This is a genomic window from Polaromonas potterensis, assembly GCF_033446725.1.
GTDB lineage: Bacteria > Pseudomonadota > Gammaproteobacteria > Burkholderiales > Burkholderiaceae_C > Polaromonas.
On sequence record NZ_JAWQLX010000005.1, the window covers coordinates 206,090 to 230,842 of the forward strand.

Annotated in this window: 25 protein-coding genes and 1 tRNA gene; 11 read left to right on the plus strand and 15 right to left on the minus strand. The window is 60.5% G+C overall.

The features are described 5' to 3' along the window. Window positions 1–3 precede the first annotated feature (3 nt). From R6254_RS11690 to R6254_RS11720, 7 genes are all read right to left on the minus strand, one after another. Window positions 4–909, minus strand: a complete 906-nt coding sequence (locus tag R6254_RS11690) for a MurR/RpiR family transcriptional regulator (RefSeq protein ID WP_318406977.1) — start codon at window positions 907–909, stop codon at window positions 4–6. Between the two features lie 217 nt (window positions 910–1,126). Beyond that, window positions 1,127–1,543, minus strand: coding sequence for a hypothetical protein (locus R6254_RS11695; protein ID WP_318406978.1), 417 nt, complete (start codon window positions 1,541–1,543; stop codon window positions 1,127–1,129). A gap of 216 nt (window positions 1,544–1,759) precedes the next feature. Continuing rightward, the gene (locus R6254_RS11700; RefSeq protein ID WP_318406979.1) at window positions 1,760–2,173 is read right to left on the minus strand and encodes a hypothetical protein; all 414 of its coding nucleotides are present in this window, start codon (window positions 2,171–2,173) and stop codon (window positions 1,760–1,762) included. Window positions 2,174–2,825: 652 nt separating this feature from the next. After that, a complete protein-coding gene (locus R6254_RS11705) occupies window positions 2,826–3,317 on the minus strand; it encodes a hypothetical protein (RefSeq protein WP_318406980.1) in 492 nt (163 codons plus the stop codon). Then, window positions 3,314–3,493, minus strand: a complete 180-nt coding sequence (locus tag R6254_RS11710; protein WP_318406981.1) for a hypothetical protein — start codon at window positions 3,491–3,493, stop codon at window positions 3,314–3,316. Before R6254_RS11710 ends, R6254_RS11705 begins: the two co-directional genes overlap by 4 nt. Window positions 3,494–3,604: 111 nt before the next feature. Next, window positions 3,605–3,760: a hypothetical protein gene (locus R6254_RS11715; RefSeq protein ID WP_318406982.1), complete on the minus strand. Its 156-nt coding sequence runs from the start codon at window positions 3,758–3,760 to the stop codon at window positions 3,605–3,607. A gap of 275 nt (window positions 3,761–4,035) precedes the next feature. Continuing rightward, window positions 4,036–4,353 (minus strand): I78 family peptidase inhibitor, encoded by a 318-nt coding sequence (locus R6254_RS11720; protein WP_318406984.1) that lies wholly within the window; start codon window positions 4,351–4,353, stop codon window positions 4,036–4,038. Window positions 4,354–4,533: 180 nt separating this feature from the next. Here R6254_RS11720 and R6254_RS11725 point away from each other — a divergent pair, with 180 nt between their 5' ends. The 3 genes from R6254_RS11725 to R6254_RS11735 all read left to right on the plus strand — a co-directional run bounded on the left by R6254_RS11725 (window position 4,534) and on the right by R6254_RS11735 (window position 7,712). Continuing rightward, window positions 4,534–4,845 carry a hypothetical protein gene (locus tag R6254_RS11725; protein ID WP_318406985.1) on the plus strand — a complete coding sequence of 104 codons (312 nt, stop codon included), beginning with the start codon at window positions 4,534–4,536 and terminating at the stop codon, window positions 4,843–4,845. 384 nt (window positions 4,846–5,229) lie between these two features. Continuing rightward, window positions 5,230–6,282: a hypothetical protein gene (locus R6254_RS11730; RefSeq protein ID WP_318406986.1), complete on the plus strand. Its 1,053-nt coding sequence runs from the start codon at window positions 5,230–5,232 to the stop codon at window positions 6,280–6,282. Window positions 6,283–6,395: 113 nt separating this feature from the next. Further along, the gene (locus R6254_RS11735; RefSeq protein WP_318407092.1) at window positions 6,396–7,712 is read left to right on the plus strand and encodes a serine hydrolase domain-containing protein; all 1,317 of its coding nucleotides are present in this window, start codon (window positions 6,396–6,398) and stop codon (window positions 7,710–7,712) included. A 280-nt stretch (window positions 7,713–7,992) separates the two neighbouring features. Here the strand turns inward: R6254_RS11735 and R6254_RS11740 are convergent, their stop codons facing one another. Both R6254_RS11740 and R6254_RS11745 read right to left on the minus strand, forming a co-directional pair. Continuing rightward, complete coding sequence (locus tag R6254_RS11740) at window positions 7,993–8,979, minus strand: oxidoreductase (protein ID WP_318406987.1); 987 nt, start codon at window positions 8,977–8,979, stop codon at window positions 7,993–7,995. A 31-nt stretch (window positions 8,980–9,010) separates the two neighbouring features. Further along, window positions 9,011–10,255 carry a CaiB/BaiF CoA transferase family protein gene (locus R6254_RS11745; protein ID WP_412103153.1) on the minus strand — a complete coding sequence of 415 codons (1,245 nt, stop codon included), beginning with the start codon at window positions 10,253–10,255 and terminating at the stop codon, window positions 9,011–9,013. Between the two features lie 96 nt (window positions 10,256–10,351). Between R6254_RS11745 and R6254_RS11750 the strand changes: the two genes are divergently transcribed. From R6254_RS11750 to R6254_RS11770, 5 genes are read left to right on the plus strand one after another with little or no spacing between them, the layout of a single operon-like run. Then, window positions 10,352–11,191 (plus strand): IclR family transcriptional regulator, encoded by an 840-nt coding sequence (locus R6254_RS11750; RefSeq protein WP_412103154.1) that lies wholly within the window; start codon window positions 10,352–10,354, stop codon window positions 11,189–11,191. An 18-nt stretch (window positions 11,192–11,209) separates the two neighbouring features. Next, window positions 11,210–12,379, plus strand: coding sequence for an acyl-CoA dehydrogenase family protein (locus tag R6254_RS11755; RefSeq protein WP_318406989.1), 1,170 nt, complete (start codon window positions 11,210–11,212; stop codon window positions 12,377–12,379). Further along, window positions 12,376–13,395 (plus strand): CaiB/BaiF CoA transferase family protein, encoded by a 1,020-nt coding sequence (locus tag R6254_RS11760; RefSeq protein WP_318406990.1) that lies wholly within the window; start codon window positions 12,376–12,378, stop codon window positions 13,393–13,395. The genes R6254_RS11755 and R6254_RS11760 overlap by 4 nt, the downstream gene beginning before the upstream one ends. Before the next feature lie 21 nt (window positions 13,396–13,416). Further along, window positions 13,417–14,406, plus strand: a complete 990-nt coding sequence (locus R6254_RS11765; protein ID WP_318406991.1) for a Bug family tripartite tricarboxylate transporter substrate binding protein — start codon at window positions 13,417–13,419, stop codon at window positions 14,404–14,406. A gap of 20 nt (window positions 14,407–14,426) precedes the next feature. Then, window positions 14,427–15,521 (plus strand): NAD(P)H-dependent flavin oxidoreductase, encoded by a 1,095-nt coding sequence (locus R6254_RS11770; protein WP_318406993.1) that lies wholly within the window; start codon window positions 14,427–14,429, stop codon window positions 15,519–15,521. 232 nt (window positions 15,522–15,753) lie between these two features. Here R6254_RS11770 and R6254_RS11775 read toward each other — a convergent pair. From R6254_RS11775 to cysS, 6 genes are all read right to left on the minus strand, one after another. Continuing rightward, window positions 15,754–15,846, minus strand: a tRNA-Ser gene (locus R6254_RS11775). Window positions 15,847–15,901: 55 nt separating this feature from the next. Beyond that, window positions 15,902–17,170 (minus strand): aspartate kinase, encoded by a 1,269-nt coding sequence (locus R6254_RS11780; protein WP_318406995.1) that lies wholly within the window; start codon window positions 17,168–17,170, stop codon window positions 15,902–15,904. A gap of 204 nt (window positions 17,171–17,374) precedes the next feature. Further along, a complete protein-coding gene (gene tilS / locus R6254_RS11785; protein ID WP_318406997.1) occupies window positions 17,375–18,385 on the minus strand; it encodes a tRNA lysidine(34) synthetase TilS in 1,011 nt (336 codons plus the stop codon). After that, on the minus strand, window positions 18,348–19,325 hold the full coding sequence (locus R6254_RS11790) for an acetyl-CoA carboxylase carboxyltransferase subunit alpha (RefSeq protein ID WP_318406999.1): 978 nt from the start codon (window positions 19,323–19,325) through the stop codon (window positions 18,348–18,350). Before R6254_RS11790 ends, tilS begins: the two co-directional genes overlap by 38 nt. A 29-nt stretch (window positions 19,326–19,354) precedes the next feature. Beyond that, on the minus strand, window positions 19,355–20,053 hold the full coding sequence (locus tag R6254_RS11795) for a DNA-3-methyladenine glycosylase family protein (RefSeq protein WP_318407000.1): 699 nt from the start codon (window positions 20,051–20,053) through the stop codon (window positions 19,355–19,357). A 55-nt stretch (window positions 20,054–20,108) separates the two neighbouring features. After that, the gene (gene cysS / locus R6254_RS11800) at window positions 20,109–21,485 is read right to left on the minus strand and encodes a cysteine--tRNA ligase (protein ID WP_318407001.1); all 1,377 of its coding nucleotides are present in this window, start codon (window positions 21,483–21,485) and stop codon (window positions 20,109–20,111) included. 204 nt (window positions 21,486–21,689) lie between these two features. Here cysS and R6254_RS11805 point away from each other — a divergent pair, with 204 nt between their 5' ends. The 3 genes from R6254_RS11805 (at window position 21,690) to R6254_RS11815 (ending at window position 24,750) form a co-directional block, all read left to right on the plus strand. After that, window positions 21,690–22,721 carry a nuclear transport factor 2 family protein gene (locus R6254_RS11805; protein ID WP_318407002.1) on the plus strand — a complete coding sequence of 344 codons (1,032 nt, stop codon included), beginning with the start codon at window positions 21,690–21,692 and terminating at the stop codon, window positions 22,719–22,721. Window positions 22,722–22,789: 68 nt separating this feature from the next. Then, window positions 22,790–24,058: a L,D-transpeptidase family protein gene (locus R6254_RS11810; protein WP_318407003.1), complete on the plus strand. Its 1,269-nt coding sequence runs from the start codon at window positions 22,790–22,792 to the stop codon at window positions 24,056–24,058. Next, entirely contained in the window at window positions 24,055–24,750 is a 696-nt protein-coding gene (locus R6254_RS11815) for a peptidylprolyl isomerase (RefSeq protein ID WP_318407004.1), read from the plus strand. Before R6254_RS11810 ends, R6254_RS11815 begins: the two co-directional genes overlap by 4 nt. Window positions 24,751–24,753 lie beyond the last annotated feature (3 nt).

Consider the following 24,753-nt stretch of genomic DNA (forward strand, 5'->3'; position numbering starts at 1 on the left):
AACTTATTTCCTTGATGAAGAAGGGAGTGAACGAGCGGCGGGGGTCTTGTCGCTGCGCTCGTCCCAATAAGCGCCTTCGCTGTCGAGACGGTCCTGCCGGATTTGCAAATGGGCCAGCACCTTGCGGCCGCCGCGCACCGCCACGGCCGCGGCGAGCGCTTCGGCCAAGGCCAGTGCGCCAACCATGGAATGAAAATACGAGGGGCTGTCGGTACGAAACAGCAGCGTGTGTGCGGCTGAGCGGGCAATCGGCGACAAGGCGCTGTCGGTCAACGCCAACACGTCCACGCCTTGCGCACTGGCCTGCGCGACGGCGTCCACCGTCTGCCGCGTGTAGGGCGCATAAGAGGCCGCGACCAGCAAATCACCCGGCGCCATCTCGCCGATCTGGTCACGCAAGGTGCCGCCCAGCCCCTGCACCAACACGCCGTTGGGCGCCAGCAGGCCGTAGGTGTAATGCAGGTGCATGGCCAGGCCGTGGCTGGCACGCAAGCCAAAAAAATAAACCCGCCGCGCCTTGAGCATGGCGTCGGCCACGGCCTCCAGTTGCGCGGCCTGGTTCAGCCCGCCGACGGACGCTGTGTTGGCATGTTGGGTTTCATTGAGCTGCGCCAGCCAGTCCTGCGTTTTCCGCGCGCTGGCCTGCAAGACCTCGGCCCGACCGGCATAACCGGCCTGCGCCGAAAAAGACTCCTGGCACAGCTGTTTGATCGCCTCAAAACCCTGAAAGCCCAGGGCCTGGGCAAGCCGGCTCAAGGTGGCTGGCGCCAGCTCTGCACGGCGCGCACATTCCCGCATGGAATGCAGCGCCACCTCACGTGAATGCGCCTCTATCCAGCGCGCGGCACGCAGCAGTTCGGGGCTCAGGCCCTCAAGCGGGAGTTTGGCAAACAGTGAAGAAGTGGACATGAAACACTTGTATCTATATTTGAAAAAATATAGCACAAACGTTTCAAAATAGGAATCACTTAATCTGTGACACCTTCTGCGCAACGCTTAGGGTAATGAGCGGGCGAGCGCGACTTTTCGCCACTGAATGCGTAGCTGCTTATGCCTGCATAGATTGGGCTTCAAGTTCACGCATCCTTGTTACGTTGAATCAATGCATGCGCCCCCCGCCGGAACGCTATGAGCCACCGCCAAACCTAGGAATCCGCCATTCTTTGCCTTGAGCACTTATCATTAAATCAGTCCCCTCTTGTCTTGTTGTTAACTCGTGAACTGACATATATGGATAGCGAAAACAAGGAAGCGTATCCACCACTGGACTTGCGGCTAACCTGCCTAATTCAATTTCATTTTCATTTTCGTACGGTGCAAAATAAACGCTATCACTGCACTGTGGGCAGTGAAACACAATCGCCCCCGCGGTCCAAAATTTAGATGCGTCCAATATCATTTCCATAGAAAGCATGGTTTCGCATGTAGGACAGGCTAGTCCTTCATCTCGTGAGCGCAGAACTGTTGCCTCTTGGGTCGCAGGCGCATTTACAGAGTTTCCGAAAAATGACTTAATTTTCATGATGATTTTGAGTAAGCTCATTACAGTTTTCTTGCACTATTTTGGACGCAAGAAAGTACGCTGGATCGATCAGCAATAGGTACGACAAACTGAATCTGACCCGCCCCCGCCTGTAGCGCCGGGCTGAGCACCGACTCGGCCGACCAACGCGCTAATCGGAGCCACCACTTCAACATCAATTACATGCCCGATAGTGGGTTTCATTGCAGCTATGACCGCCAACTGATCCTTTACATATCAATCTTCAAACTCGACCCATTTATATCGTTCACCGTCTTTAACAACAACGTTAGATAGCCAGTCGGACTTATTTTCAGTCCCAGTTGATAGCGCCGAGTTCGTCGAACTCCCTGCAATACGATTCATAAATCGGCTATAGACGTGACAGAAGGCTTCTGTCAGTCTTGGCGTCAAGCCTTCAAGCATCAAGCTCCACGAATAGGGATCATCGCCCTTGTACGGTATAGGCAGAGTGCTATCGAGGGCAGCCTGTATCAAAGGAAGTACCTTGCGCCGGTATTCAAAAAGCCGCGCCTCACCCTCCGAGGCAGCTTCTATATAAGCTCGCAAGGTCAGCGCTTCGCGCCGCATGGCCTTGAGGTCAATCTCCGTGAGCCATCCACCCGGATCGAGTTTCACCAGTTTTTTCATCAGTAACCTCCTGCACGTATGCTTCCGACTTTAACGGGCGACGTGAACTGACTGCGATTCAGTACGAGAGTTTGATGGGCGCCCCCCAATTGGGTCACATGCTCCGTATTTGACGGTAATGCTACCTATCTTGATCAGCAGCGTGAACTGATTGCGATCAACCACAATCGATTCCTATTTTTGGGGTATTCATTCGACACTTAATTACTTCATCTGATAGATAGACTCCACTACTTCCCCAGTGGTTGGATTGATCCGATGGCGATACTGAATTCCCGACCAAATCGCGGGTTCTTGATCTTTGTACTCTCGAACACTGACCCATACAAAGACAAAATCACCGTCCCGTGCCGCTTCAATATTCCAAATGAAGGCGAATTGCTCGTCTTGCACATCAGGACGAAAAACCCAGGCTACGTCGCCTGATCCCGTAGTTGCTACCACGACAGCATCACAAGTCGCTTGGTCTTGAATTTCGTTTTTTGCGAAAAAGTTGAATGGTTATATTTTTTATACTCAATCGCTTTTCGGAAGAAAATTTCAAGAATTGATTCATTGAATACTCTGCGTGTTGACAAATCATTTTGACGAACAAATAGTATTAGGCGGAAGGTTTAAGTGATGGGGGTGAGATCAACAGCTGAAATGTGGCCTAGAAGCGAATTTCTCTGCCCCATAGGAATTCTCCCGTGCGCCAATCCAGTTCGAAGTAAAACTCGCCACCAAGCTCCACCCATGCTCTGACACCGAACTTTCCCATCTCGTTATTCATGGGGTTCTCGTAAGGCCCACCCGTGCTGATAAAGCTTGTTGACGGTAACGCCGACTCAGCTTTCCTGGATGTTGTGAGTTGCCAAGGTACGATCAGGCGCATGCGCTCCTGACCGTGAGCATCCAAGAGAACACAATTATTCGGCACTCGATCTTTCTCAATGCGAACAAAACCGCTGGCATCGGGAAGTAGATAAAGACTAAAGTTTTCTAGCGGAAGGCATATTGTTTTCTCGTTGACACTCCAGCTATATGCTGTGGTGTTGAACGGACGCCATGGAGTTTGCTTGGCAACCCATTCCAGAATTTCGCTCGCGAGTATCTCTTCACCCTGTGCGTTGTGAAGAGTGAGATTTTTTACAAATGCGCTCACGGCAAAGCCCTTCCACCTACCAATTTAAACGTTGTACCACGCTCATCAAATGGAACTACAAAGTGAAGCTGATTGCCACCGCCGACGGCAGTACCTTGGTCTTCCACTACGCCTGCGTTCGCACAAGCAGGACGTGTGATTTCTAACTCGACGACATATCCAATATCTTTTTTCATGCCGGGTGTAATCGCAAGTTGGTTACGGGCTGGACTTTACTTTCTACGCTAGACCCTCACCAAACTCGCCGGCTGCGATGAGTGAACAAACTAATGGCATCAGGCTTGACTTCACAAGCGAACCTCTTTGCCCCACAGAAATTCCCCTGTTCGACAATCCAGCTCGAAATAGTATTCGCCGCCGAGTTCTACCCAGGCGTTGACGCCGAAGATGCCACGCTTGCCGTCTGCAGGATTGAAATAAGGCTCGCTGATTCCCCATTTCAATGCCTTTCCATCAAGAGCATTCCTGTTACGTTGAGTGAATACCTGCGCTACACCTCGCCTGAATGCGAGAACCTTGATGATTTGCGAATGTCGTTGCAGCAACTGTCGGCAAAAAGAAACACCTACCGGCTTGTCAGTGATTGCGCACGGTGCACGCCATCGCCGGCTTCTCCCAAAACAGGGCCACGTCAGGCGCTTGCCCCCTTACCTTTGGATCAAAGGTTATTGTGTTTCAAGGTACCGCTGCAAGGCGGGGCCCCGCCCTCACTGAGTCTTTAGCCGCAACGCGCCGCCTTGATCACCCCGGCAGCGTCCACTTCCAGATTCAGGCGCTGGGCATTGAAATCCATGGTCACCGCCTGGTTGGGGCGCAGCACCCGCGCCATGTAGGAACCCGAACGCTGGCGTGCGCTCTCGACCACACTCGCGCCCGCGGCCTTGCCGATGGTGAACTGGGCGCCCTGTGCATTGCAAAGGCCATCGGAGGCGCCTCCGGCAGCCGGACCTGTGCCGGTCGCAGGTGTGCCCGGTGTGGTGCAGCCGATCAGTGCCACCGCCAATGCAGCGCTGCCTAGGATGAGTTTCAAAGCCATGTTCTTGTTCCTCACGAAATAAAAACATCAACCATAACGCCTGAAAACGGCTGTGTGCGCTTTTTTACGCCTGGTTGCGTCAAGCGGGCCACGCGGGGGCGGGGATAAAATCAGCAGCCTCGCCCCAAGGCTGGACAATCCAGCCCTGACAACAACTCAAAGCCACTGAAAGGGGCATCCATGACACCTAACACCGACGGTACCCTCACCGTACTTGGCGCGCAACTGACCACACGCCAGGTTGAAGAACTCATGCACCAGCTGGCACAAGCGCGCAACCTCATGCAGCCGCCCGTGCAAATGGAAGTCACGGCCGACATGCCGGTCCTGGTGCAGCACGATGCCGACTTTGCCATCTCACAAACGCAAACACCGGAGCGCCATGTCAGCCTGGGCTTGCGCCATCTCGGCTTCGGCTGGATCTTTTTCACCTTGTCGCGTGAGCGTGCCAAGTTCATCGGCGAGAGCCTGCTCCAGCGCAGCCGCAGCTAAGCCATCGTCGCAAGCCGCCGGCGCGGCGGCTCAAGGCCGGGCTTGATTCGCTACTTAATCCATAGCTGCTTGCGCCCGTCCTATATGGGCTAGAGGCCAATTTCACTCATGAAATGGCTTGCGCCGGCCGCTACATCAGTGAACTGGCGTAACTCACGCCGTCGGCGTGACGGGGAGGCGCATGTTGAATCTTCGCGTCGCCGTCGCCGCTGCGGCACGCCATTTCGCGAACCCGGGACAGCCCCCCCGCCCCTAGAGGTGTGCTCACACATCCGCAGGGCCTGCACGCCCGCAGCCCGCCAGCCACAACGACTGGCTTGTACGCCCGATCCTTGCTCTATCATGAACGCTCCTGCAACCCGCAAGGTGATCCGGAGATTGACCATGGAACGGCGACGCTCTTTGCTCCCCATGCGCAGCGCTCCGCAGCGAGTTGGCCAACGGCGCCAGTCACTGGCATCGGCCCTGGCCATCGCCGCAGCGCATTCTCTTGCGATGGCGGAGTCACCTGCCGACACCGACACCCGTGTCAACTACGCCCTCGAGGCAGGCATCCAGTACGCCAGCGAACACAAGCTGTTCTGGAAGCTCGCGGAAACCTTTGCACAACACGCCGCCTTCAATGCCAAGCGTGGCTGGGGCGAGTTCTACGTCAAGCCCGGCGTGGCCGCCACGCGCAGCCTGCGGCCCGGCCTGGAGGCATACGGGGCGCTGTCGGTGGTGGCTTCGGGCACGTTGGGGCGGGATGCTTTTGACGCCGGCAACACCGGCCGCGTCACCCTGGAGGACGCCTACGCTGGCCCGCGCGTGGCTATTCCCGACACGTCGGCCCGCCTGGACCTGTCAGCGGGCTCGCAACGCTACACCCTGGGCACTGGCATGCTGGTGTCCAACGGCGCCTCCAACGGGTTTGACCGCGGTGCGCTCAAGCTGGGTCCGCGCAGGGCTTTTGCGATGACCGGCATTGCCCGCCTCACCCAGGGTCCCTGGTCGACCGAAGCGTTTTACCTGGCACCCAACGAGCAGCCCGACAACGATTCCGGCACCCGGCTGGTGGGGGCCGTGTTGCAGTACAAACCCACGGCAGAGAAGTTTGCAGGGCTGTCTTATGGCAAGGTCACCCGCTCGTCCTCGCCCTACACGCAGGCGGCGCTGGGCGGCATCGGGCATCTACGCGAATCAGCTCGCCAGCCCCCTGCAGTTCGGCCAGTCCACCCGGCTCATTCTGGTCGGCGGCGCGCCCAGCTTGATCACCGGTGTCACCTCCGCCCATCTGGCCGACGACCTTTATCTGAAATACACACGGGTGATCAACAAACACACCTTCTTCACCGGGGCGTCAGCTTCTCGCGCCCCGGCGAGGGCATGACCCGGTTGATGGGCGGCTCGGCCCCCGTCTGGCGCGGCTGGCTGGTCAATCTGGTGGTGATGTACTGATCGTATTGACTGGCTATGACATTTATCTGCAGCGGCCCAATGGCCGCCAATCTTGAAAGGTATTTATGCAACATCCTGTACACACGCGCCCCCCTTCGCGCTTCTTCCTGCTGATGGGCCTGTCCATGGCCCTGAGCGCCACCGTGCCCGGCGTTTTCGCGGCGCCCGAATCAGCGGCAAAAACCAAGGCACCGCTGGACGCCGTGGCCAGCGACCCGGCCAAACTCGGCTGGATGGTCGGCTCACCACCGCCGCCCGACCGTACGCTGCGTTTTGAGGACGGCAGCTACTTCCAGTTTCCGGCCATGCGCTGGAGCGTTTCCAACTTTCGCCAGTTGATGCCGACCACGAATGTCTCACGTGGACTGGGCGCGCCTTTGCCCTTGCCACGCGCCGAACGTGAGGATATCGACAGCGTGAGTTTCACGCCGCTGGGCGGCAACCAGCCCATGAGCTGGTTGCAATCGCTGCTGGCCAACTACACCGACGGCATCGTGGTGCTGCATCGCGGGCGCGTGGTTTACGAACGTTATTTCGGCGTGTTGAAGGACGATGGCCAGCACGGCCTGATGTCGGTCAGCAAATCCCTCGCTGGCACCCTGGGCGCGGCGCTGGTGGCCGAAGGCAAACTCGACGCCGACAAACGTGTGGCCGACTACGTGCCCGAGTTGTCGCGCTCGGCCTTCGGCAGCGCCACCGTGCGCCAGTTGCTGGACATGACCACCGGCATCCGTTTCAGCGAAGACTACGCCGACCCCAAGGCCGAGGTCTGGCAACATGCGGCCGCCGGCAACCCGCTGCCCAAACCCAAGGGCTACACCGGGCCGCGCAGCTATTACGATTTTTTGCAAACCGTGAAACCGCAGGGCCACCACGGTGAGGCCTTCGGCTACAAGACCGCCAACACCGATGCGTTAGGCTGGGTCATCGCACGCGCCACCGGGCGCACGGTGGCGCAACTGCTGTCCGAACGTATCTGGCAACGCCTGGGCGCCGAGCAGGACGGCTACTACACCGTGGACTCCATAGGCACACCCTTTGCCGGCGGCGGCATGAACGCCGGCCTGCGCGACCTGGCCCGCTTCGGCGAGATGCTGCGCAACGACGGTGTTTTCAACGGCCAGCAGATCCTGCCCAAGGCCGCGATAGCCGACATCCGGCAAGGCGGCGACAAAAACAACTTTGCCAAGGCCGGTTACAAACTGCTGCCGGGCTGGAGCTACCGCGACATGTGGTGGGTCACACACAACGACCATGGCGCCTACATGGCGCGCGGCGTGCACGGCCAGGCGCTGTACATCGACCCGAAAGCCGAGATGGTGATTGCCCGTTTTGCCTCTAACCCGGTGGCCGGCAATGCGGCCAACGACCCGACCTCGCTGCCGGCTTACCACGCGCTGGCCAAATACCTGATCGCTTCGCCACGGTGATGCGCTGAGGGCAAGGAGCGTGTCACAGCGGTCCCCCAGCGCGGACATCTCACGTATCGGATTCTCTATCCAGATGAAATCGTGAGCAGGCGCTTACACGCTAAAAACCAAATGCGATTTTCGCGGCGGCAGGTTCAACATGTCTGTTACCCAGTCAATTTTTTCATGCTCAACTTGACGCGTGATGGGCGGCACATCATGGCCGCACCGGTTTGAGCATCAGCACAGGCAATGGCACGCCCGATCACGCGCCCCACCCCGGTGATCAAGAGCGGCTTGCTCACTTGTTCATGTCAATCACGGTACGGCCGCGGATCTGCCCCGCCAGCGTGCGGTCCAGGTAGCTCGGCAGTTCGTCCAGTCCGATGACACAGGCGATTTGTGCCAAGTGCTTGGGCCGGTACTCCATGGCTATCTTCTTCCAGACGATCTCCCGCACCGGCATGGGCGAGTTGGCATTGACGCCCAGCAGACGGATGCCGCGCAGAATGAAGGGCAGCACCGTGGTCGCCAGCTCGGCGCCGCCTGCGTTGCCGAAGGCGGCGATCACGCCACCGGGCAGCATGCTGCGGGTCAGCCAGGCCAGCGTCGCGCCGCCCACGGAATCCACGGCACCCGCCCACTGTGCCTTCTCCAGCGGTTTCGGCTTGTCCTGCGGCGCCAGGCGCCCAATGACTTCGCTTGCGCCCAGGCTCTTGAGATACGGCACCTCATCGGTCTTGCCGCTCATGGCGGTCACCTGGTAGCCGCGCTGGGCCAGCATGTCGATCGCCACGCTGGCGACACCACCCGTGGCGCCATCCACCAGCACCGGACCCTGGCCGGGCGCCAGCCCATTGAGTTCCATCAGGTGCAGCGAATAAGCGGCGGTGTAGCCGGCGGCGCCCAGCACCGCTGCATCGAAGAGGCTCAAGCCGTCGGGAATACGCAGTACCCAGTCGCCTGGTACCCGGGCGACCTGCGCATGTCCGCCATCATGATCGACCCCGATCCCGAAACCGTGTACGACGACTTCGTCGCCGGCCTGAAAGCGCGCATCAGCCGACTCCAGCACGGTACCTGCCAGGTCGATCCCGCCGATGCGGGGCCAGGTGCGGATGATGGCGTTCAGGCCCTTGGACGCGAGAGCATCCTTGTAGTTGATGCTGGAGTAGGCGACCTGAATAACGACGTTGCCAGGGCTGAGATCGTCAATAGACAGCTCGGCAAACTGCCGTACCGGTTCGCTGTCACCGACCAGCAGGCGAAAAGCTTTGAATGTGTGCATGGATTTACCGGTTCAGGTTTAAAAATCAGACCTACACCACGCCCTGCGCTTTCAACGCCGCGAGTTCATCAGCACCCACGCCGAACTCCGCAAAGACTTGAGCGTTGTGCTCACCCACATCCGGGCCGGTGCGCGGGATAGGCATGGTGCGCCCCAGAATGCGCGGAACAATACAAGGCGCGGGCAGACTGCCATACAAGGGGTCTGGCAAACGCACGATCGCCTCGCGCGCGATGAATTGCGGATCCGTCTCAATGTCTTCAATCGTATAAACCTTGCTGAAGGGGACGCCAGCGGCCTCCAGCACGCTTTCTATATGGGCATACGGATGATTCGCGAACCAGGCCGACAAGGCCTCATCGAGTGCTTGCAGGTTCTGCACCCGATGCGGATTGGTGTCGAAGCGCGGATCGCTGGCCCAACCGGGTTGGCCTACGACCTCGGCCAGACGCACAAAAATGGCATCTGACGAGGCCACAACGGAAAAGTACACCCGCTCCTGGCTCGCGTACATATTGCTGGGAGCCGTGTAACTGGCGCAGTTGCCCTCCGGTTTACGCACCTGACCGAGTTGCTCATGCTCCACCGGCAAGGGGTCCAGCAGGCGAAACAGCGCTTCGGTCGCAGACAGATCGATCTCAACCCCCTTGGCCTGAGGGTCACCGCGCAGCCGCGCGATTTCAGCGGCAATGGAGAACGCGGAAAACAAGCCAGCCACCGCGTCGCCGACCGGAAAATTGGAATGCAGGGGCGAACCGCCTTTTTCACCGGTCAGGCTGGTAAAGCCACTCTTGGCTTCAAAGATGCGGGCAAAACCCGGGCGCAAACGGTCAGGCCCGGTCTGACCAAAACCGGTGACCCGCAGGATGACGAGGCGCGGATTTGCGGCAAACAGCGTCGCCGCGCCTAGTCCCCAGCGATCCATGGTGCCCGTGCGAAAGTTCTCGACCAGAACGTCAAAACTCGGCAGCATCTGCAAGAACAACTCACGCCCTTCGGGCTTGCGTACGTCGAGGGAGATACCACGTTTACCGCGATTGGCCACCTTCCACCACAGGGCGCTGCCGTCCTTCACCGGCTGCAGCGTTCGCAAGGGGTCGCTGCCATCAGGCAGTTCCAGTTTGACCACATCCGCCCCATGGTCAGCGCACAGGGTGGCGCCAAAGGGAGCGGCCAGGACGGTGGCCATGTCCAGAATGCGCACGCCCGCCAGGGCGCCGCTGTTGTTTGGTATTGCGTTCAATTGAATATCTCCGTGTTGCAAGCGTTGGTTCATGGAGTTTTGCCAGAATGCCGTCCGCCACACAATGACTGTTTCGCTGTGCGAAACAGTCTTCCGGATTCATTGACTTCAGTTTTTAAGCAAACCATCATGAACACCAACAAACGCAAGCCACGCACCATGTCCTCCATCCATCTACCCGGTCTGGTCAACCCTCACGACCTCAGCGCCGATCGCCAGTTTTCCATGAACCTGGCACGTGGCATGGAGGTCTTGCGCGCTTTCACATTGGCCGACTCGCTGCTGGGTAATCGCGAGATAGCGGACCGCACCGGCTTGCCCAAACCCACAGTCTCGCGTCTGACCTACACACTCACCCTGCTGGGTTATCTGAGCCGGGTGGACAAACTGCAAAAGTACCGCCTGGGCTCAGGCGTGCTGTCGCTGGGATACCCCTTGTTGGCCAACATGCGGGTGCGGCAGATTGCACGGCCGATCATGGAAAAAGTGGCGCGGGAAACCGGTTGCAACGTGAACCTCGGAATGCGTGATCGGACCAATGTCGTTTATGTCGACACCTGCCGGGTGGACCAGGGCAATGTGTACCAGCCAGATATCGGCAGCACGCGACCGCTGCTGTCTACGGCCATAGGACGCGCCCTCATTCTGGCCAGCCCGCCTGCAGAGCGCAAGGCGATCCTGAACCGGCTCAAGATCGAAGACCCTCAGCGTTTTGAACTCGACAAACCCCTTTGGGAAGCCGACCAGATCGCATTTGCCGAACGCGGATATTGCTATTCGCGCGGTGACTGGCACAAAGACATACACGCCCTGGCAGTTCCGATTCGCCAGATGCAACGCGAAGAACCCATGGCATTGAATTGCACCTTGTCGGTTTTTCGGCTGGGCAAAAACACGCTGGAAAAGCTTGCGGCAAACCAACTACTGGAGGCCGTTCAGCAGATTGAAGTCGCTTGTGGCCTGCATTAACCCGGAAAGACACACACCATGATCCGTCATCCTGAGAAATTCAAGCAGCTTTTGGCCGAGGTGCGCCAGTTCATCCGCACGGAATGCATCCCCCTCGAAGCCGAAGTCGACCGGAACGACACTATTTCGGAACCCCTGGTACAACGCATGCGCGAGTTGGGCCTGTTTGGCCACAGCATTCCCGAAGGCTACGGCGGTGCCGGCTTGAGCTCCGAAGAGCTGTCGCTGATCAACATTGAAGTCTCGCAGGCCGCTACCACCTTTCGCGCGCGCTTCGGTGGCAACACCGGGATCGCGTCCGAGTCCCTGGTTGTCGATGGCACGGAGGAGCAGAAGCAGCGCTACCTGCCGCGCCTGGCCAGCGGCGAACTCACAGGGTGTTTCGCACTCACCGAGCCCGATGCCGGCTCTGACGCCACCGCGCTCAAGTCGGTGGCCGTGCGCGAAGGGGATGACTATGTCATCAGTGGCAAAAAATGTTTCATCACCAATTCGCCTATCGCCGACTTGTTCACCGTCTTTGCACGCACGGACACGTCGGTCAAAGGCGCTGCTGGCGTCACGGCCTTTCTGATTGAGCGCGGCACCGCCGGCCTGAGCACACCACCGGCCTATCGCAAGATGGGACAACACGGCTCGCCCGTAGGCGAAGTGTTGCTGGATCACTGCCGCGTTCCGGCCAGCGCCATCGTGGGCGGCCAAGCCGGCGTTGGCTTTCGCACGGCCATGAAGGCCTTGAACAAGCAGCGCATCAACCTGGCCGGACTGTGTATAGGTCCGGCCATTCGCCTGGTGGACGAAATGGTTGAACGGGCCAGCACGCGCAAACAGTTTGGCCAGCCCGTGGCCGAGTTCCAGCTGGTGCAACAGATGATTGCCGAGAGCAACGTCGAGGTTCACGCGGCACGTGCGCTTCTGCTTGAAACCGCCCGCAAACGCGACGATGGACAGGACGTGACCCTGGAGGCGTCCATGTGCAAGCTCTTTGCATCCGAAATGTGTGGCCGCGTGGCGGATCGTGCGGTGCAGATTTTTGGCGGCGGCGGTTACATCGCCGACAACGTGGCCGAGCGTTTTTACCGCGACGTGCGCTTGTTCCGTCTGTACGAAGGCACCAGCCAGATTCACCTGGTCAACATCGCACGCCGCACCGTGGCGCTGGCGCAAGGACAAAAGGCAAAGCCGTGAAACCGCTGTCCGGTCTGCGCGTGGTCGAGTTCGCGACGGTAGGCGGTGTGCCCTTTTGCGGCTGGTGGCTGGCGCAACAGGGCGCGCAGATCACGCGCATCGTCAACCCACGCCCACCCGAGTTGGGCGTGCCGGTGGACGCCGCCGCGGACATCGGCACCTGGGGGCGCGACGACCTGACCCTGGACCTGAAGACGGCGTCGGGCCGCGCGGCTGCGCTTGACGCCATCGCCCAGGCGGACGTGCTGCTGGAAGGTTTCAGGCCAGGCGTCATGGAGCGCCTGGGCCTGGGGCCACAGGACTGCCACGCACGCAAGCCGGCCCTCATCTATGCGCGCATCGTGGGCTGGGACCGACAAGGACCGTGGGCGCAGCGCGCCGGGCACGACATCAACTACATCGCCATGTCGGGTGCGCTGCACGCCATCGGGCCGCAGTGCGTTCCGCTCAATCTCATTGGCGACCTCGCCGGCGGGGCGCTGTACGCCGCGATGGGCATTCTCGCGGCGCTGCACGCGCGCACCGCTAGTGGTCAGGGCTGCGTGGTGGACACGGCCATGACCCATGGCAGCCTGCATTTACTCACCGCCGTGTTTGCGCGCCTGGGTGTCAACGCCTGGCAGGACGCGCCTGCCTCCAATGTGGTTGACGGCGGTGTTCCCTGGTACCGAAGCTATCTGACGGCCGAAGGCCGCCACATGGCGGTGGGCGCCATCGAAGAGCGCTTCTATCTGAACTTCGTGCAAGGTCTGGCACTGGCGCCTGACGCCTTGCCCCCACGCCATGACAAGACCCGGCATGGCGAACTGGCGGCCTGCTTTCAGCAACGCTTTCTGACGCGCAGCATGGCGCAATGGGCGGCGCATTTCTCAACGCTGGAAGCCTGCGTGACGCCGGTCCTCAGCCTGAGTGAAGCCCAGACTGAGCCGGTCAACCTGGCGGCCTTCGGGACGCGCCATTCGCATGCAACCCTGAACATCCCGCGCACCGTCCCTCACTTCACCGCCATTTCATGACCTTATAACCAGGAGACAAGCATGACTACACTCACCCGCCGCCAAATTTTGACCACCCTCTCACTGAGTACTGCCGCGCTATTGAGCATGTCTGCGCTCGCGCAGGAGGCCAGCTTTCCGAGTCGCCCCATCCGCATCATCGTGCCGTTTTCGGCCGGTGGCGTGGTGGACTCCACCGCGCGCATCATTGCCGAGAAGCTGGGTGCCAAATACGGCCAACCCGTCATCGTGGAGAACAAGACCGGTGCGGGAGGTGCGATCGGCACCGAATTCGTCGCCAAGTCAGCGCCTGACGGTTACACCCTGCTGTGCGTTAGCCCCAGCCACGCCGTACTGCCCAGCCTGGTCAAAGGCCTGAGTTGGAGCCCTGTTCGCGACTTCCGCGCCATACAGGGGATTGGTATTGTTCCCAACCTGTTTGTGGTGCATCCCAGCGTGCCCGTCAAGACCATGCCCGAGTTGCTGGCGCTGGCCAAGAAAAGCAGCGAACCGCTGTCTTACGCCACCGCTGGCGTCGGAACATCCAACCACCTGTCGGGAGAATTGCTGGCCCAGATGGCCGGTGTGAAGCTCACCCACGTCCCCTATCGCGGCCAGTCCGATGCCATGAATGATCTGCTCGGAGGCCGGGTCACGATGATGCCGCTGACCGCCGCCATCGCGGGGCCTTACGTCAAGACCGGCAAGCTGCGCGCGTTAGCCGTCACCACGGCCAGGCGCTCGACGGCCTTCCCGGATCTGCCGACCGTCGCGGAGGCTGCCAAGCTGCCCGACTACGAGGTAGGAACCTGGTTTGGCCTGGTCGCGCCAACCAAGGTGCCGGATGCCGTGATGCGCAAGCTCTCCGCCGATGTCGCCGAAATTCTGAATATGCCCGAGGTGAAGGCCAAGTTCGCCACCTTGGGCATGGAATTGGCGCCTCAGAGCCCGGCGCAATTCGACGCCTTCATTGCCGCTGAATCAACCCGGTGGAACAAGGTGCTCAAGCAAGCGGGCATAGAACCCCAGTGAGTCAGCCAAGGACGGAAACCATGACACGCAATCTCCGCACGCCTCTTTGCGACACCTTGGGCATTGCCCATCCCATTTTCGGTTTCTCGCATTCCGTTGATGTGGTGGTGGAGATCGCCAGGGCCGGCGGCTTTCCGGTGCTGGGACTGGCCCGCGAAATGCCACATGAAATCCCCGGCCTGCTGCAAGAGGTAGACCGCCGTATGCAAGGACGTCCGTATGGCGTGGACTTGATGCTGCCCTCGCAAGTGCCGCAGCAAGGCAATATCAACGAGGTCCGCGCCGGGCTGCCCGGCGCGCATGTGGACTTCGTGAATGGCTTGCGTACTCGCTTCGCCGTGCCCCCGCCGGTCAAACCCAGTTTTTTCACCACGCAAGTGCGATCCGAAGAGTTATTTGAATCTCAGATCGAGCAGGTATTGGCCTCGAATGCGATCGGCGTGGCGACGGCGATCGGACTTCGCGCCGATTTGATCGCGCGCGCCAAGGCGCGTGGCAAGCTGACTTTTTCGCTCATAGGCTCGGTACGCCACGCCCAAAAGGCGCTTGCCCTGGGTGTTGATGTGCTCGTGGCGCAAGGCTATGACGCGGGGGGACACACCGGCGGCATTGGCACCTTTTCACTGGTGCCACAAATTGTGGCTATGGCCGGTCATACGCCCGTGCTAGCCGCGGGTGGCATCGGCACCGGTGGCCAGATCGTGGCCGCTATGGCCATGGGCGCGCAGGGAGGCTGGCTCGGTACCTTGTGGATGGCTGCGGCGGAAAACCACACACCACCGGCACTGCTGCAACGCCTGATCGACAGCGGCAGCGAGGACACGGTCATCACCCGGGCGCACAGCGGAAAGCCCTGCCGCGTGGTGCGCAGCGACTGGATTGATGCCTGGTCCGAAGCCGGTGCCCCTACTCCCCTGCCCATGCCCATGCAACAAGCGCTCACCGGCGACGTCTTTGCATCCATGCATGAGAACGATGACCCACGCCTCATTTACGAAGCGGCCGGGCAAAGTGTTTTCGCGATTGATCGGCCAACCACCATTGCGGCGCAAATGGCGGAACTCATCGATCAGATGCGCGAATCGCTTGGGCGCATGAATGCTCTCAAGGCCTGATCACCCAGGTACCTGCACTGAAATACGTTCACCTGACACGGCTGAATTGCCATATTGACGTCAAGCGTAGATCCATCGACAAGGAAAAAAAATGATGCCCCACCCCGGGATGTCGAAGCCATACAGTCCTTGAACCAACGCCAGTTGCGGGCAGCCCTAGCTCGCTTGGTTGAATCGTCGTTATGTACAGACGAAAAAAAGCCCATGATTGACATGGGCTTTTTTAATGCATTGGCGGAAACGGAGGGATTCGAACCCTCGATGAGGCTCTACACCCCATACTCCCTTAGCAGGGGAGCACCTTCGGCCACTCGGTCACGTTTCCTGGCTAACGCGAATTATCTCACGACTTGAGCCCTTGTCGAGCAATCAGGTGATTTTTAGCCGACAGGCTGGTCCAGATCAAAGGCTTTGTGCAATGCACGGACCGCCAGCTCCATGTATTTTTCGTCAATCACGACCGAGGTCTTGATTTCGCTGGTCGAGATCATCTGGATGTTGATGCCCTCTTCGCTCAACACGCGGAACATCTTGCTGGCAATGCCAACGTGGCTGCGCATGCCGATGCCGACGATGCTGACCTTGCAGATCTTGGCGTCACCGGTGACTTCATGCGCGCCCAGCGCGGGCAGCACCTTGGCCTTGAGCAGGTCCACCGCCCGCACATAGTCGTTGCGGTGCACGGTAAAGCTGAAGTCGGTCTTGCCGTCTTTGCTGATGTTCTGGATGATCACATCGACTTCGATGTTGGCGTCGGCGACGGCACCCAGGATTTGGTAGGCGATGCCCGGGGTGTCTGGCACGCCGAGCACGGAGATTTTGGCTTCGTCGCGGTTGAATGCGATGCCCGATACGATGGCTTGTTCCATTTTTTCGTCTTCCTCAAAACTGATCAGGGTGCCGGACTTGGCCTCTTCGTCGATGTTGATGTCCCAGGGCGTGAAGCTGGACAACACGCGCAGGGGCACCTTGTATTTGCCCGCAAACTCGACCGAGCGGATCTGCAGCACCTTGGAGCCCATCGATGCCATCTCCAGCATCTCTTCAAAACTCACCGTGTGCAGGCGCCGCGCTTCGGGCACAACCCGCGGGTCGGTGGTGTAAACGCCGTCCACGTCGGTGTAGATCAGGCATTCGTGGGCCTTGAGCGCGGCCGCAATCGCCACCGCCGAGGTGTCCGAGCCGCCGCGACCCAGGGTGGTGACGTTGCCGCCATCGTCCACGCCCTGAAAACCGGTGATGATCACCACCCGGCCGGCATCCAGATCGGCACGCACTTTTTGGTCGTCAATCGATTCGATGCGGGCTTTGGTGTGGGCGCTGTCGGTTTTGATCGCGACCTGCCAGCCGGCGTAACTCACCGAGGGCATGCCTTCGGCTTGCAGCGCAATGGCCAGCAGCGCGCTGGAGGCCTGCTCACCGGTCGCCGCCAGCGCGTCGAGTTCGCGGTGGTAGGCGTCCAGGGCCTGGGCCGGGGCCAGTTCTTTGGCCAGGCCTAACAAGCGGTTGGTCTCACCACTCATGGCACTGGGAACCACCACCATCTGGTGGCCGGCGCGGGCCCACTTGGCAACGCGCTTGGCGACATTGCGGATGCGCTCGGTGGAGCCCATCGACGTGCCGCCGTATTTATGAACGATCAAAGCCATTGCAGGATATCAATCAGGAGTTGGTTACGGAGATTGCTCATGGCAGGCCCCATTTCACCCCGTACAACACGGCTTGGGTCGCCAGCAAAGCCTTCAATTATACCTAGGAGTACTACCTATTGAGCCCCCACGCTCGCTCACTGCGTGTAGCTCTCTACCCCCCTGAGGGGGCTGCGCTTGCTTGGGGCGGCCCTGCGCTACGCGCTAGGCAGCGTAATGCAGGCAGTCCCCGGCCCGCGTCACATGGCCGGTGGCCACCTTGAGGTGAATTCGGTGCCCGCGCGTGGTGCACGCCGCCACCTGGGCCAGCAGTTGTTCCAGTTGCGCCGTGCTCGGCGTGGCCTGATGCGCTTCGAGCAGCCAGTGCCGCAACACATTGGACTGCCGCGCCCGGGACAAACCTTGCAAGGCCTTGATCACGGGCGGCGCACCGGTACGCGCCATATCCTCACGCGCCAGCTCGAGCAGCACAGCCTGCGCCTGGGCCGCATGTTGGGCGCTACGCGCAAAGGTCTCGCGAAACTGGGGAAAGGCCTCCTCCAGCACGGGCAGCAGGCGGGCGCGAATCCGATTCCGGGTGTAACGCTCGTCGCTGTTGCTCGGGTCGTCGATAAACGGGTGTTGTTGCTGCACCAGCCAGTGGCGCAGGCTGGCGGCCGGCACTTGCAGCAGTGGCCGGTAAAACACCATACCGCCACGCTCAAACTGCGCCGCCATGGCCGACAGGCCGGGCAAACCGGCGCCGCGGCTCAGGGCCAGCAACAGGGTCTCGACCTGGTCATCGGCATGTTGGCCCAGCAACACACCCGCCAGGCCCAGCTGTGTCGCCGCGCCGGCCAGTGCCGCATAACGCGCACGCCGCGCCGCATCTTCAGGACTTTCGCCCGAAGCATGGCCAGCATCGACATACACAAGCTGCAGCGGCACCTGGAGGCCGGCACAGGTGGCCTCACACACGCGCACAAAATCATCTGCCGCCGCCTGCAACCCATGGTGGATATGGATGGCGCTGACCTGACCCGGCCAGCGCTGCGCCGCCGCCAGCAGCAAGGCCGTGGAGTCAGCACCACCGCTGTAGGCCACGCCGATGGGCGAAAAAAAGGGGCGTTGATCCAGCGCTGCCAGCGCCGGGTTGGGACGGTTCAGCCCCGCGGACGCGGTCGAAGCGTCCGGTGGCTTATTTGGCGTCGGCTTTGGTGTCGGTGTAACGGCCATAACTTTGCAGGCGCTCGTAGCGGCGGTCCAGCAATTCCTTGACCTTCAGATCGCTGACCTGGCGGAAGGCGTCATTCAGGGCGCGTTTCAAAAATGCCGCCATCTGTTTGTGGTCGCGGTGGGCGCCACCGACGGGTTCGTTGACGATTTTGTCGATCACACCGAGGGCCTTGAGGCGGTGGGCGGTGATGCCCAGCGCCTCGGCGGCCTCCTCGGCCTTGGCCGAGGTTTTCCAGAGAATGGAGGCGCAACCTTCAGGGCTGATCACCGAATAAATCGAATACTGCAACATCACGACCTGGTCGGCGACCGAAATCGCCAACGCACCGCCGGAACCGCCTTCGCCGATGATGGTGGTGATGATGGGCACTTCGAGTTGTGCCATCTCAAAGATGTTGCGGCCGATGGCTTCGGACTGGCCGCGTTCTTCCGCGTCGATTCCGGGATAAGCACCCGGCGTGTCGACAAAGGTGAACACTGGCAGCTTGAACTTCTCGGCGGTTTTCATCAGGCGCAAGGCCTTGCGGTAACCCTCGGGCTTGCTCATGCCGAAGTTGCGCAGGCCGCGTTCCTTGGTATCGCGCCCTTTCTGGTGGCCCAGCACCATACAGGCCGTGCCGTTGAAACGGGCCAGGCCGCCGACGATGCTCAGGTCGTCGGAAAAATGCCGGTCGCCGTGTAACTCGACAAAGTCGGTGAACAACTCGTTGACGTAATCCAGGGTGTAGGGCCGCTCGGGATGGCGCGCGATCTTGGTGATCTGCCAGGGCGTCAGGTCGCTGTAAATGTCTTTGGTGAGCTGCTGGCTTTTCTTGGCCAACTGGTCGATTTCGTCAGAAATATCAACCGCAGACTCGGTCTGCACGTAACGCAGTTCTTCAATTTTTCCTTCGAGCTCGGCTATCGGCTGCTCGAAATCGAGGAAGGTCTTTTTCGCCATATGGGGCTCCTCAGGCTTGTCTTAAAACTTCAATTCTGCTCGGTACCCAGCACCGGCAAGGGATCCAGCGAGCGCCAAATATACCAAGTTGCGACGCTGCAATACGGCGCCCAGGCGGCAGCCACCTCGCGTGCGTCGCTGCGGCTGACGGATTCGCCGGAAAAATAATTCTGGCTGATGCCGTTGATCAGGCCCACATCGTCCAGTGGCAACACATTGGGACGGCGCAGGTAAAAAATCAGGAACATCTCGGCGGTCCAGCGGCCTATGCCGCGGATGTCCACCAATTCGGCAATGATGGCTTCGTCATCCATCGCCTGCCAATCTTTCACATGCACGGTGCCGGCGTCAAAGTGGATGGCCAGGTCCACCAGGTACTCCACTTTGCGGGCGCTCAGGCCGGCGGCCCGCATGTCATCCACCTTGAGCTTGAGCACATGGCCGGGCGTCATTTTTTTCGGCAGCGCGGAAAAACGATGCCACACGGTTTGTGCCGCCTTGACCGAAATCTGCTGGCCCACAATGCTGCGCGCCAGCGTGCTGAACGCGTCGCCGCGCGACTGCAGGCAGGCGTCGCCGAACTGCGGAATCAGGCGTTTCATCACCCGGTCTTTTTTCATCAGGTGTTTGCAGGCATCGGCCCAGTAGTCAGGCGTCGTGGTCTCGACGGGCTCGGCCACTTCGGTCAGCTCGGTGCTGGCGGGGCCGCTTTTTACTATATTTTTCATAGCTGGTCGCGCATATCGGTAAAGGGCTGGAGGCCGAAATGGCTTAAATAGGAGGTCAAGACTGGACTTCCCAGGTGGTGCCAGCGGGTGCGTCTTTCAGCACAATGCCCTGGGCCAGCAAGTCCTGGCGGATACGGTCGGCCGCCGCAAAGTCCTTGGCCTGTTTGGCCGCGGCACGTTGCGCGATCAGGGCCACGATGCTGGCCTCGTCCAGCCCGGCTCCGGCCTGCAAGAAAGCACCGGGCTCGCCCTGCAGCAAGCCCAGGCAAGCGCCCAGATTTTTTAGCAAACCAGCCAACTCGGCCGATTGGGTCTTGTTGATCTCGCCAGCCAGCTCGAACAACACGGCCACCGCTTCGGGCGTGCCAAAGTCTTCGTCCATGGCCGCCTTGAAACGGGCGGCAAAAGGCTGGGTCCAGTCCATCACCACGTCCGCGGGCGGCACCAGATGCAGAGCGGTGTACAGGCGTTTGAGCGAGGCCCGGGCGTCGTCGAGGTGGATGTCGCTGTAGTTCAGCGCACTGCGGTAGTGGGCACGCACGATAAAGAAACGCACGGTTTCCGGATCGTATTTGGCCAGCACTTCCCGGATCGTGAAGAAATTGCCCAGGCTTTTGGACATTTTTTCGTTGTCGACCCGCACAAAACCGTTGTGCACCCAGAACCTGGCCAGCGGCTTGCCGTTGGCGCCTTCGCTCTGGGCGATTTCGTTTTCGTGATGCGGAAACTGCAGATCGGCGCCGCCGCCATGGATGTCAAAGGTCTCGCCCAGGGTCTGGCAGCTCATGGCCGAACACTCGATGTGCCAGCCGGGCCGGCCTGGGCCGTAATCGCTGTTCCATTTGGCGTCGTCGGGCTCGCTGGCCTTGGCTGATTTCCACAATACAAAATCTAGCGGGTCGTCCTTGCCGTCCAGCACCGCCACCCTTTCGCCGGCGCGCAACTCGTCCAGCGACTTGCCAGACAGCTTGCCGTAACCCACAAACTTGCGCACGGCGTAGTTCACGTCCCCATTGCCGGAGCGGTAGGCCAGGCCTTTTTTCTCCAACGTATCAATCATGCCCAGCATCTGCGGCACGTATTCGGTGGCACGCGGCTCCAGCGTCGGCGGCTCTATGCCCAGCGCGCCTATGTCCTGGTGCATGGCCACAATCATCTCGTCGGTCAGGGCGCGTATGGTGATGCCGCGCTCGACCGCACGTTTGATGATTTTGTCGTCGATATCGGTGATGTTGCGCACATAAACGACTTCGTAGCCGCTGACCTTGAGCCAGCGCTGGACCACATCGAAGGCCATCATCATGCGGGCGTGGCCGATATGACACAGGTCGTAAATGGTCATGCCGCACACGTACATGCGCACCTGGCCGGGCACCAAAGGCGAAAAATCTTCTACGGCACGCGACAGCGTGTTGTAAATGCGAAGGCTCATGAAATGTCTGGAGTGTCAGCCCGGCATGAATGGCCGGAACCGGATGAGAAAGCTGGAACGGGGGACGGAGATATAAACTATACCCCTCAGATACAATCGCCCAGTATATCCAGCTGGTCAGAACCCCGTGCAGCAAGCCGCATTGCCGGTTGTCTTGCAGGTTCATGTTTCGCGCCAGCCACCCCAACGCCTTCCAGAGGAAATATGCCCATGTCAGCTTCCCCTTCAAGCAAACCGCTGTCCGCCGCCCTGCGCTGGCTGTTTTTGTCAGCGGCCTTGTTTGTCTCGGCAGCCCAGGCTGACGACTACAGCGATGTGAACGACCTGGTCCGCGCCGGCAAGCTGACGGAAGCCCTGGCCAAGGCCGAGCAGTTCCTGGCGGCCAAACCGCGCGACCCGCAAATGCGTTTTCTCAAGGGCGTGATCCAGACCGAGGCCGGCAAACCGGGCGACGCGATCACCAGCTTCACCAAGATCACCCAGGACTACCCGGAACTGCCGGAGCCCTACAACAATCTTGCTGTGTTGTACGCTGGCCAAAACCAGTTCGAGAAAGCCCGCGCCGCGCTTGAAATGGCGATACGCACCAACCCGAGCTATGCCACCGCCCACGAAAACCTTGGCGATGTTTACGCCAAGCTGGCCAGCCAGGCCTATAGCAAGGCCTTGCAGTTGGATGGCGGCAACACCGCTGTGCAACCCAAGCTGGCCTTGATCCGCACCTTGTTCAGCGCCGAGTCCACCGGCCAGAAACCGGCTGCTGCCGCACCGGTCACACCGCCGCCAGCCGCACCAGCGAAACCCGCCGCCGTGGCGCCTGCAGCGTCCGCACCACCAGCCGCCGCGCCGGCAGCACCCGCACCTGCGCCCGCCGCTGCAACGCCAGTCAGCAGCGCCGCTGAAAAAGAAATTGAAAACGCCGTGCGCGCCTGGGCCAACGCCTGGTCGTCCAAAGACATGGCGACTTACCTCGCCGCTTACGGCAAAGACTTCGACACCCCGGGCAAACAGTCGCGCAAGGCCTGGGAAGAAGAACGCCGCAACCGCATCGTCGGAAAATCCCGGATCAACGTGAAACTGAGCAATCTGTCCGTGGCCGTCAAAGGCAACGCAGCAACCGCCAGGTTCAAGCAGGACTACAGCGCCGATGCGCTCAATGTCTCCAGCCGCAAGACGCTGGACCTGGCCAAGGCCGGCGAACGCTGGGTGATTGTCAAGGAATCGACCGGCGGCTGATGGACCGCGGCGACGAACCCGGCCAGCGCGGCCTCCTGCGCTTACCTGACTATTTTCCTGATCACTCCATGCAACGGGCCGCCGCAGTTTCACTTGTCATCGCTTTTTCGCTGCTGGGCAGCGCCGCAGCTTGGGCCGAGTCCCCCACCCCGAAAAAGCCCGCTTCGCGCGCCGCAGCCGACAAGCGTAAACATCTGCCGCGCGCGCCAGCCCGGCCGGAAGTCAAGGATGGCGAAGCCGAAGCCCGCCTGATCGAGATTTACAAACTCACGGGCCAGGCCAAAGGTCGTGAAGCGCTGGCCAAAGCCGAACGCCTGGTCAAGGACCACCCCAATTTCCAGCTCGCGCAACTCGTTTATGGCGATTTGCTGGCGGCCCGCTCGCGCCCCCTGCGTACCTTGGGCGATGTGCCCGACGGCGCGGCCAAAGCCGGTGCTAGCATGCTGGGCGAGTTGCGCCAGGAGTCCTTGCTGCGCCTGAAAGCGCTGCGGGAACGCCCACCCGCAGGCACCATTCCCTCGCAGTTCCTGGCGCTGTCGCCGCGCAACAAACACGCGATGGCCATCGATGCCTCGCGGGCCCGGCTCTACCTGTTTGAGAACACGGCCAGCGGGCTCAAGTTGCTGGGCGACTATTACATCTCGCTGGGCAAATCCGGGACCGAAAAAACTGCCGAAGGGGATTTGCGCACCCCCCTGGGCATTTATTTTGTGACCAGCAACCTGGACCCCAAGTCCCTGAAAGACTTTTACGGCTCGGGCGCCCTGCCCATCAATTACCCCAACCCGCTGGATGTCAAACGCGGCAAAACCGGCAGCGGCATCTGGCTGCACGGCACACCACCGGCGCAGTTCTCGCGCGCACCGCTGGCCACCGACGGCTGCGTGGTGCTGGCCAACCCGGACCTGGAACGTATCATCCGCACCGTGGAAGTGCGCTCCACCCCGGTGGTGATTGCGCAAAGCCTGCAGTGGGTCGCGCCGCACAGCGTCAAGGCCGACAGCAAGTCTTTTGAAGACGCCCTGCACAGCTGGCACAAGGCCAAATCGGGCGGCGACCTCAGCACGTTAAGCAGCTTGTACACCAGCGACTTCAGCAGCTACGGCAAAACCCTGGCCGACTGGATCGCGCTGCAACGCGCCGAGGCCGAAAAAATGCGCGGGCGTTCGGTGCAACTCAAGGACCTGTCCTACCTGCGCTGGACCGATAGCGCCGATACCATGGTGGTCACCTTTGGCGAGGTGCCCAGCGGCGCACTGACCGGCCCGACCCGGCGCCAATACTGGGTGCGCCAGGGCAACCAATGGAAAATATTTTTTGAAGGAGTGATCGGATGACATCCAGCCCCACAACCCTGGGACGCCGCGCCTGCCTGACGCTGGCCGCCCTGAGCCTGGTGGCCAGCCAGGCCTGGGCGCAAAACACCAGCCCCGCGCCCCGGGTCAAGTTTGCGACCAGCGCCGGCGATTTTGTCGTCGAGGTCTATCCCGACAAGGCGCCCAAAACCGTCGAGAACTTCCTGCAATACGTCAAGGACAAACATTACGACGGCACCGTGTTTCACCGCGTGATCGAAAACTTCATGGTCCAAGGCGGCGGGTATGACGCCAGCTATAGCGAGAAAAAAACCCGCACCCCGGTGGCCCACGAAGGCCGTGAAGCGCTGGCCAAGGGCGGCGACAAAAACGTGACTGGCACCTTGGCCATGGCACGCACCAACGACCCCAACTCCGCCACCGCGCAGTTTTTCATCAACGTCAGCAACAACGACTTCCTCAACCCCACACCTATCCCGCCGGGCGATCCGGTGCCGAAGTTTGAGTACCAGGGCCGCGTCTACGAAAACACGCCACGCGCGCAACTGCTCAAAGCCCCTCAGCTCTATGGCTACACGGTGTTCGGCAAGGTGGTCAGCGGCATGGACGTGGTCAACAAAATCAAGGCCACACCCACCAGCCCGGGCGGCCCTTTCCCCAGCGATGTTCCCAAAACACCGATTCTTATCAACTCTGCAACCCTCGTAAGGTAAATC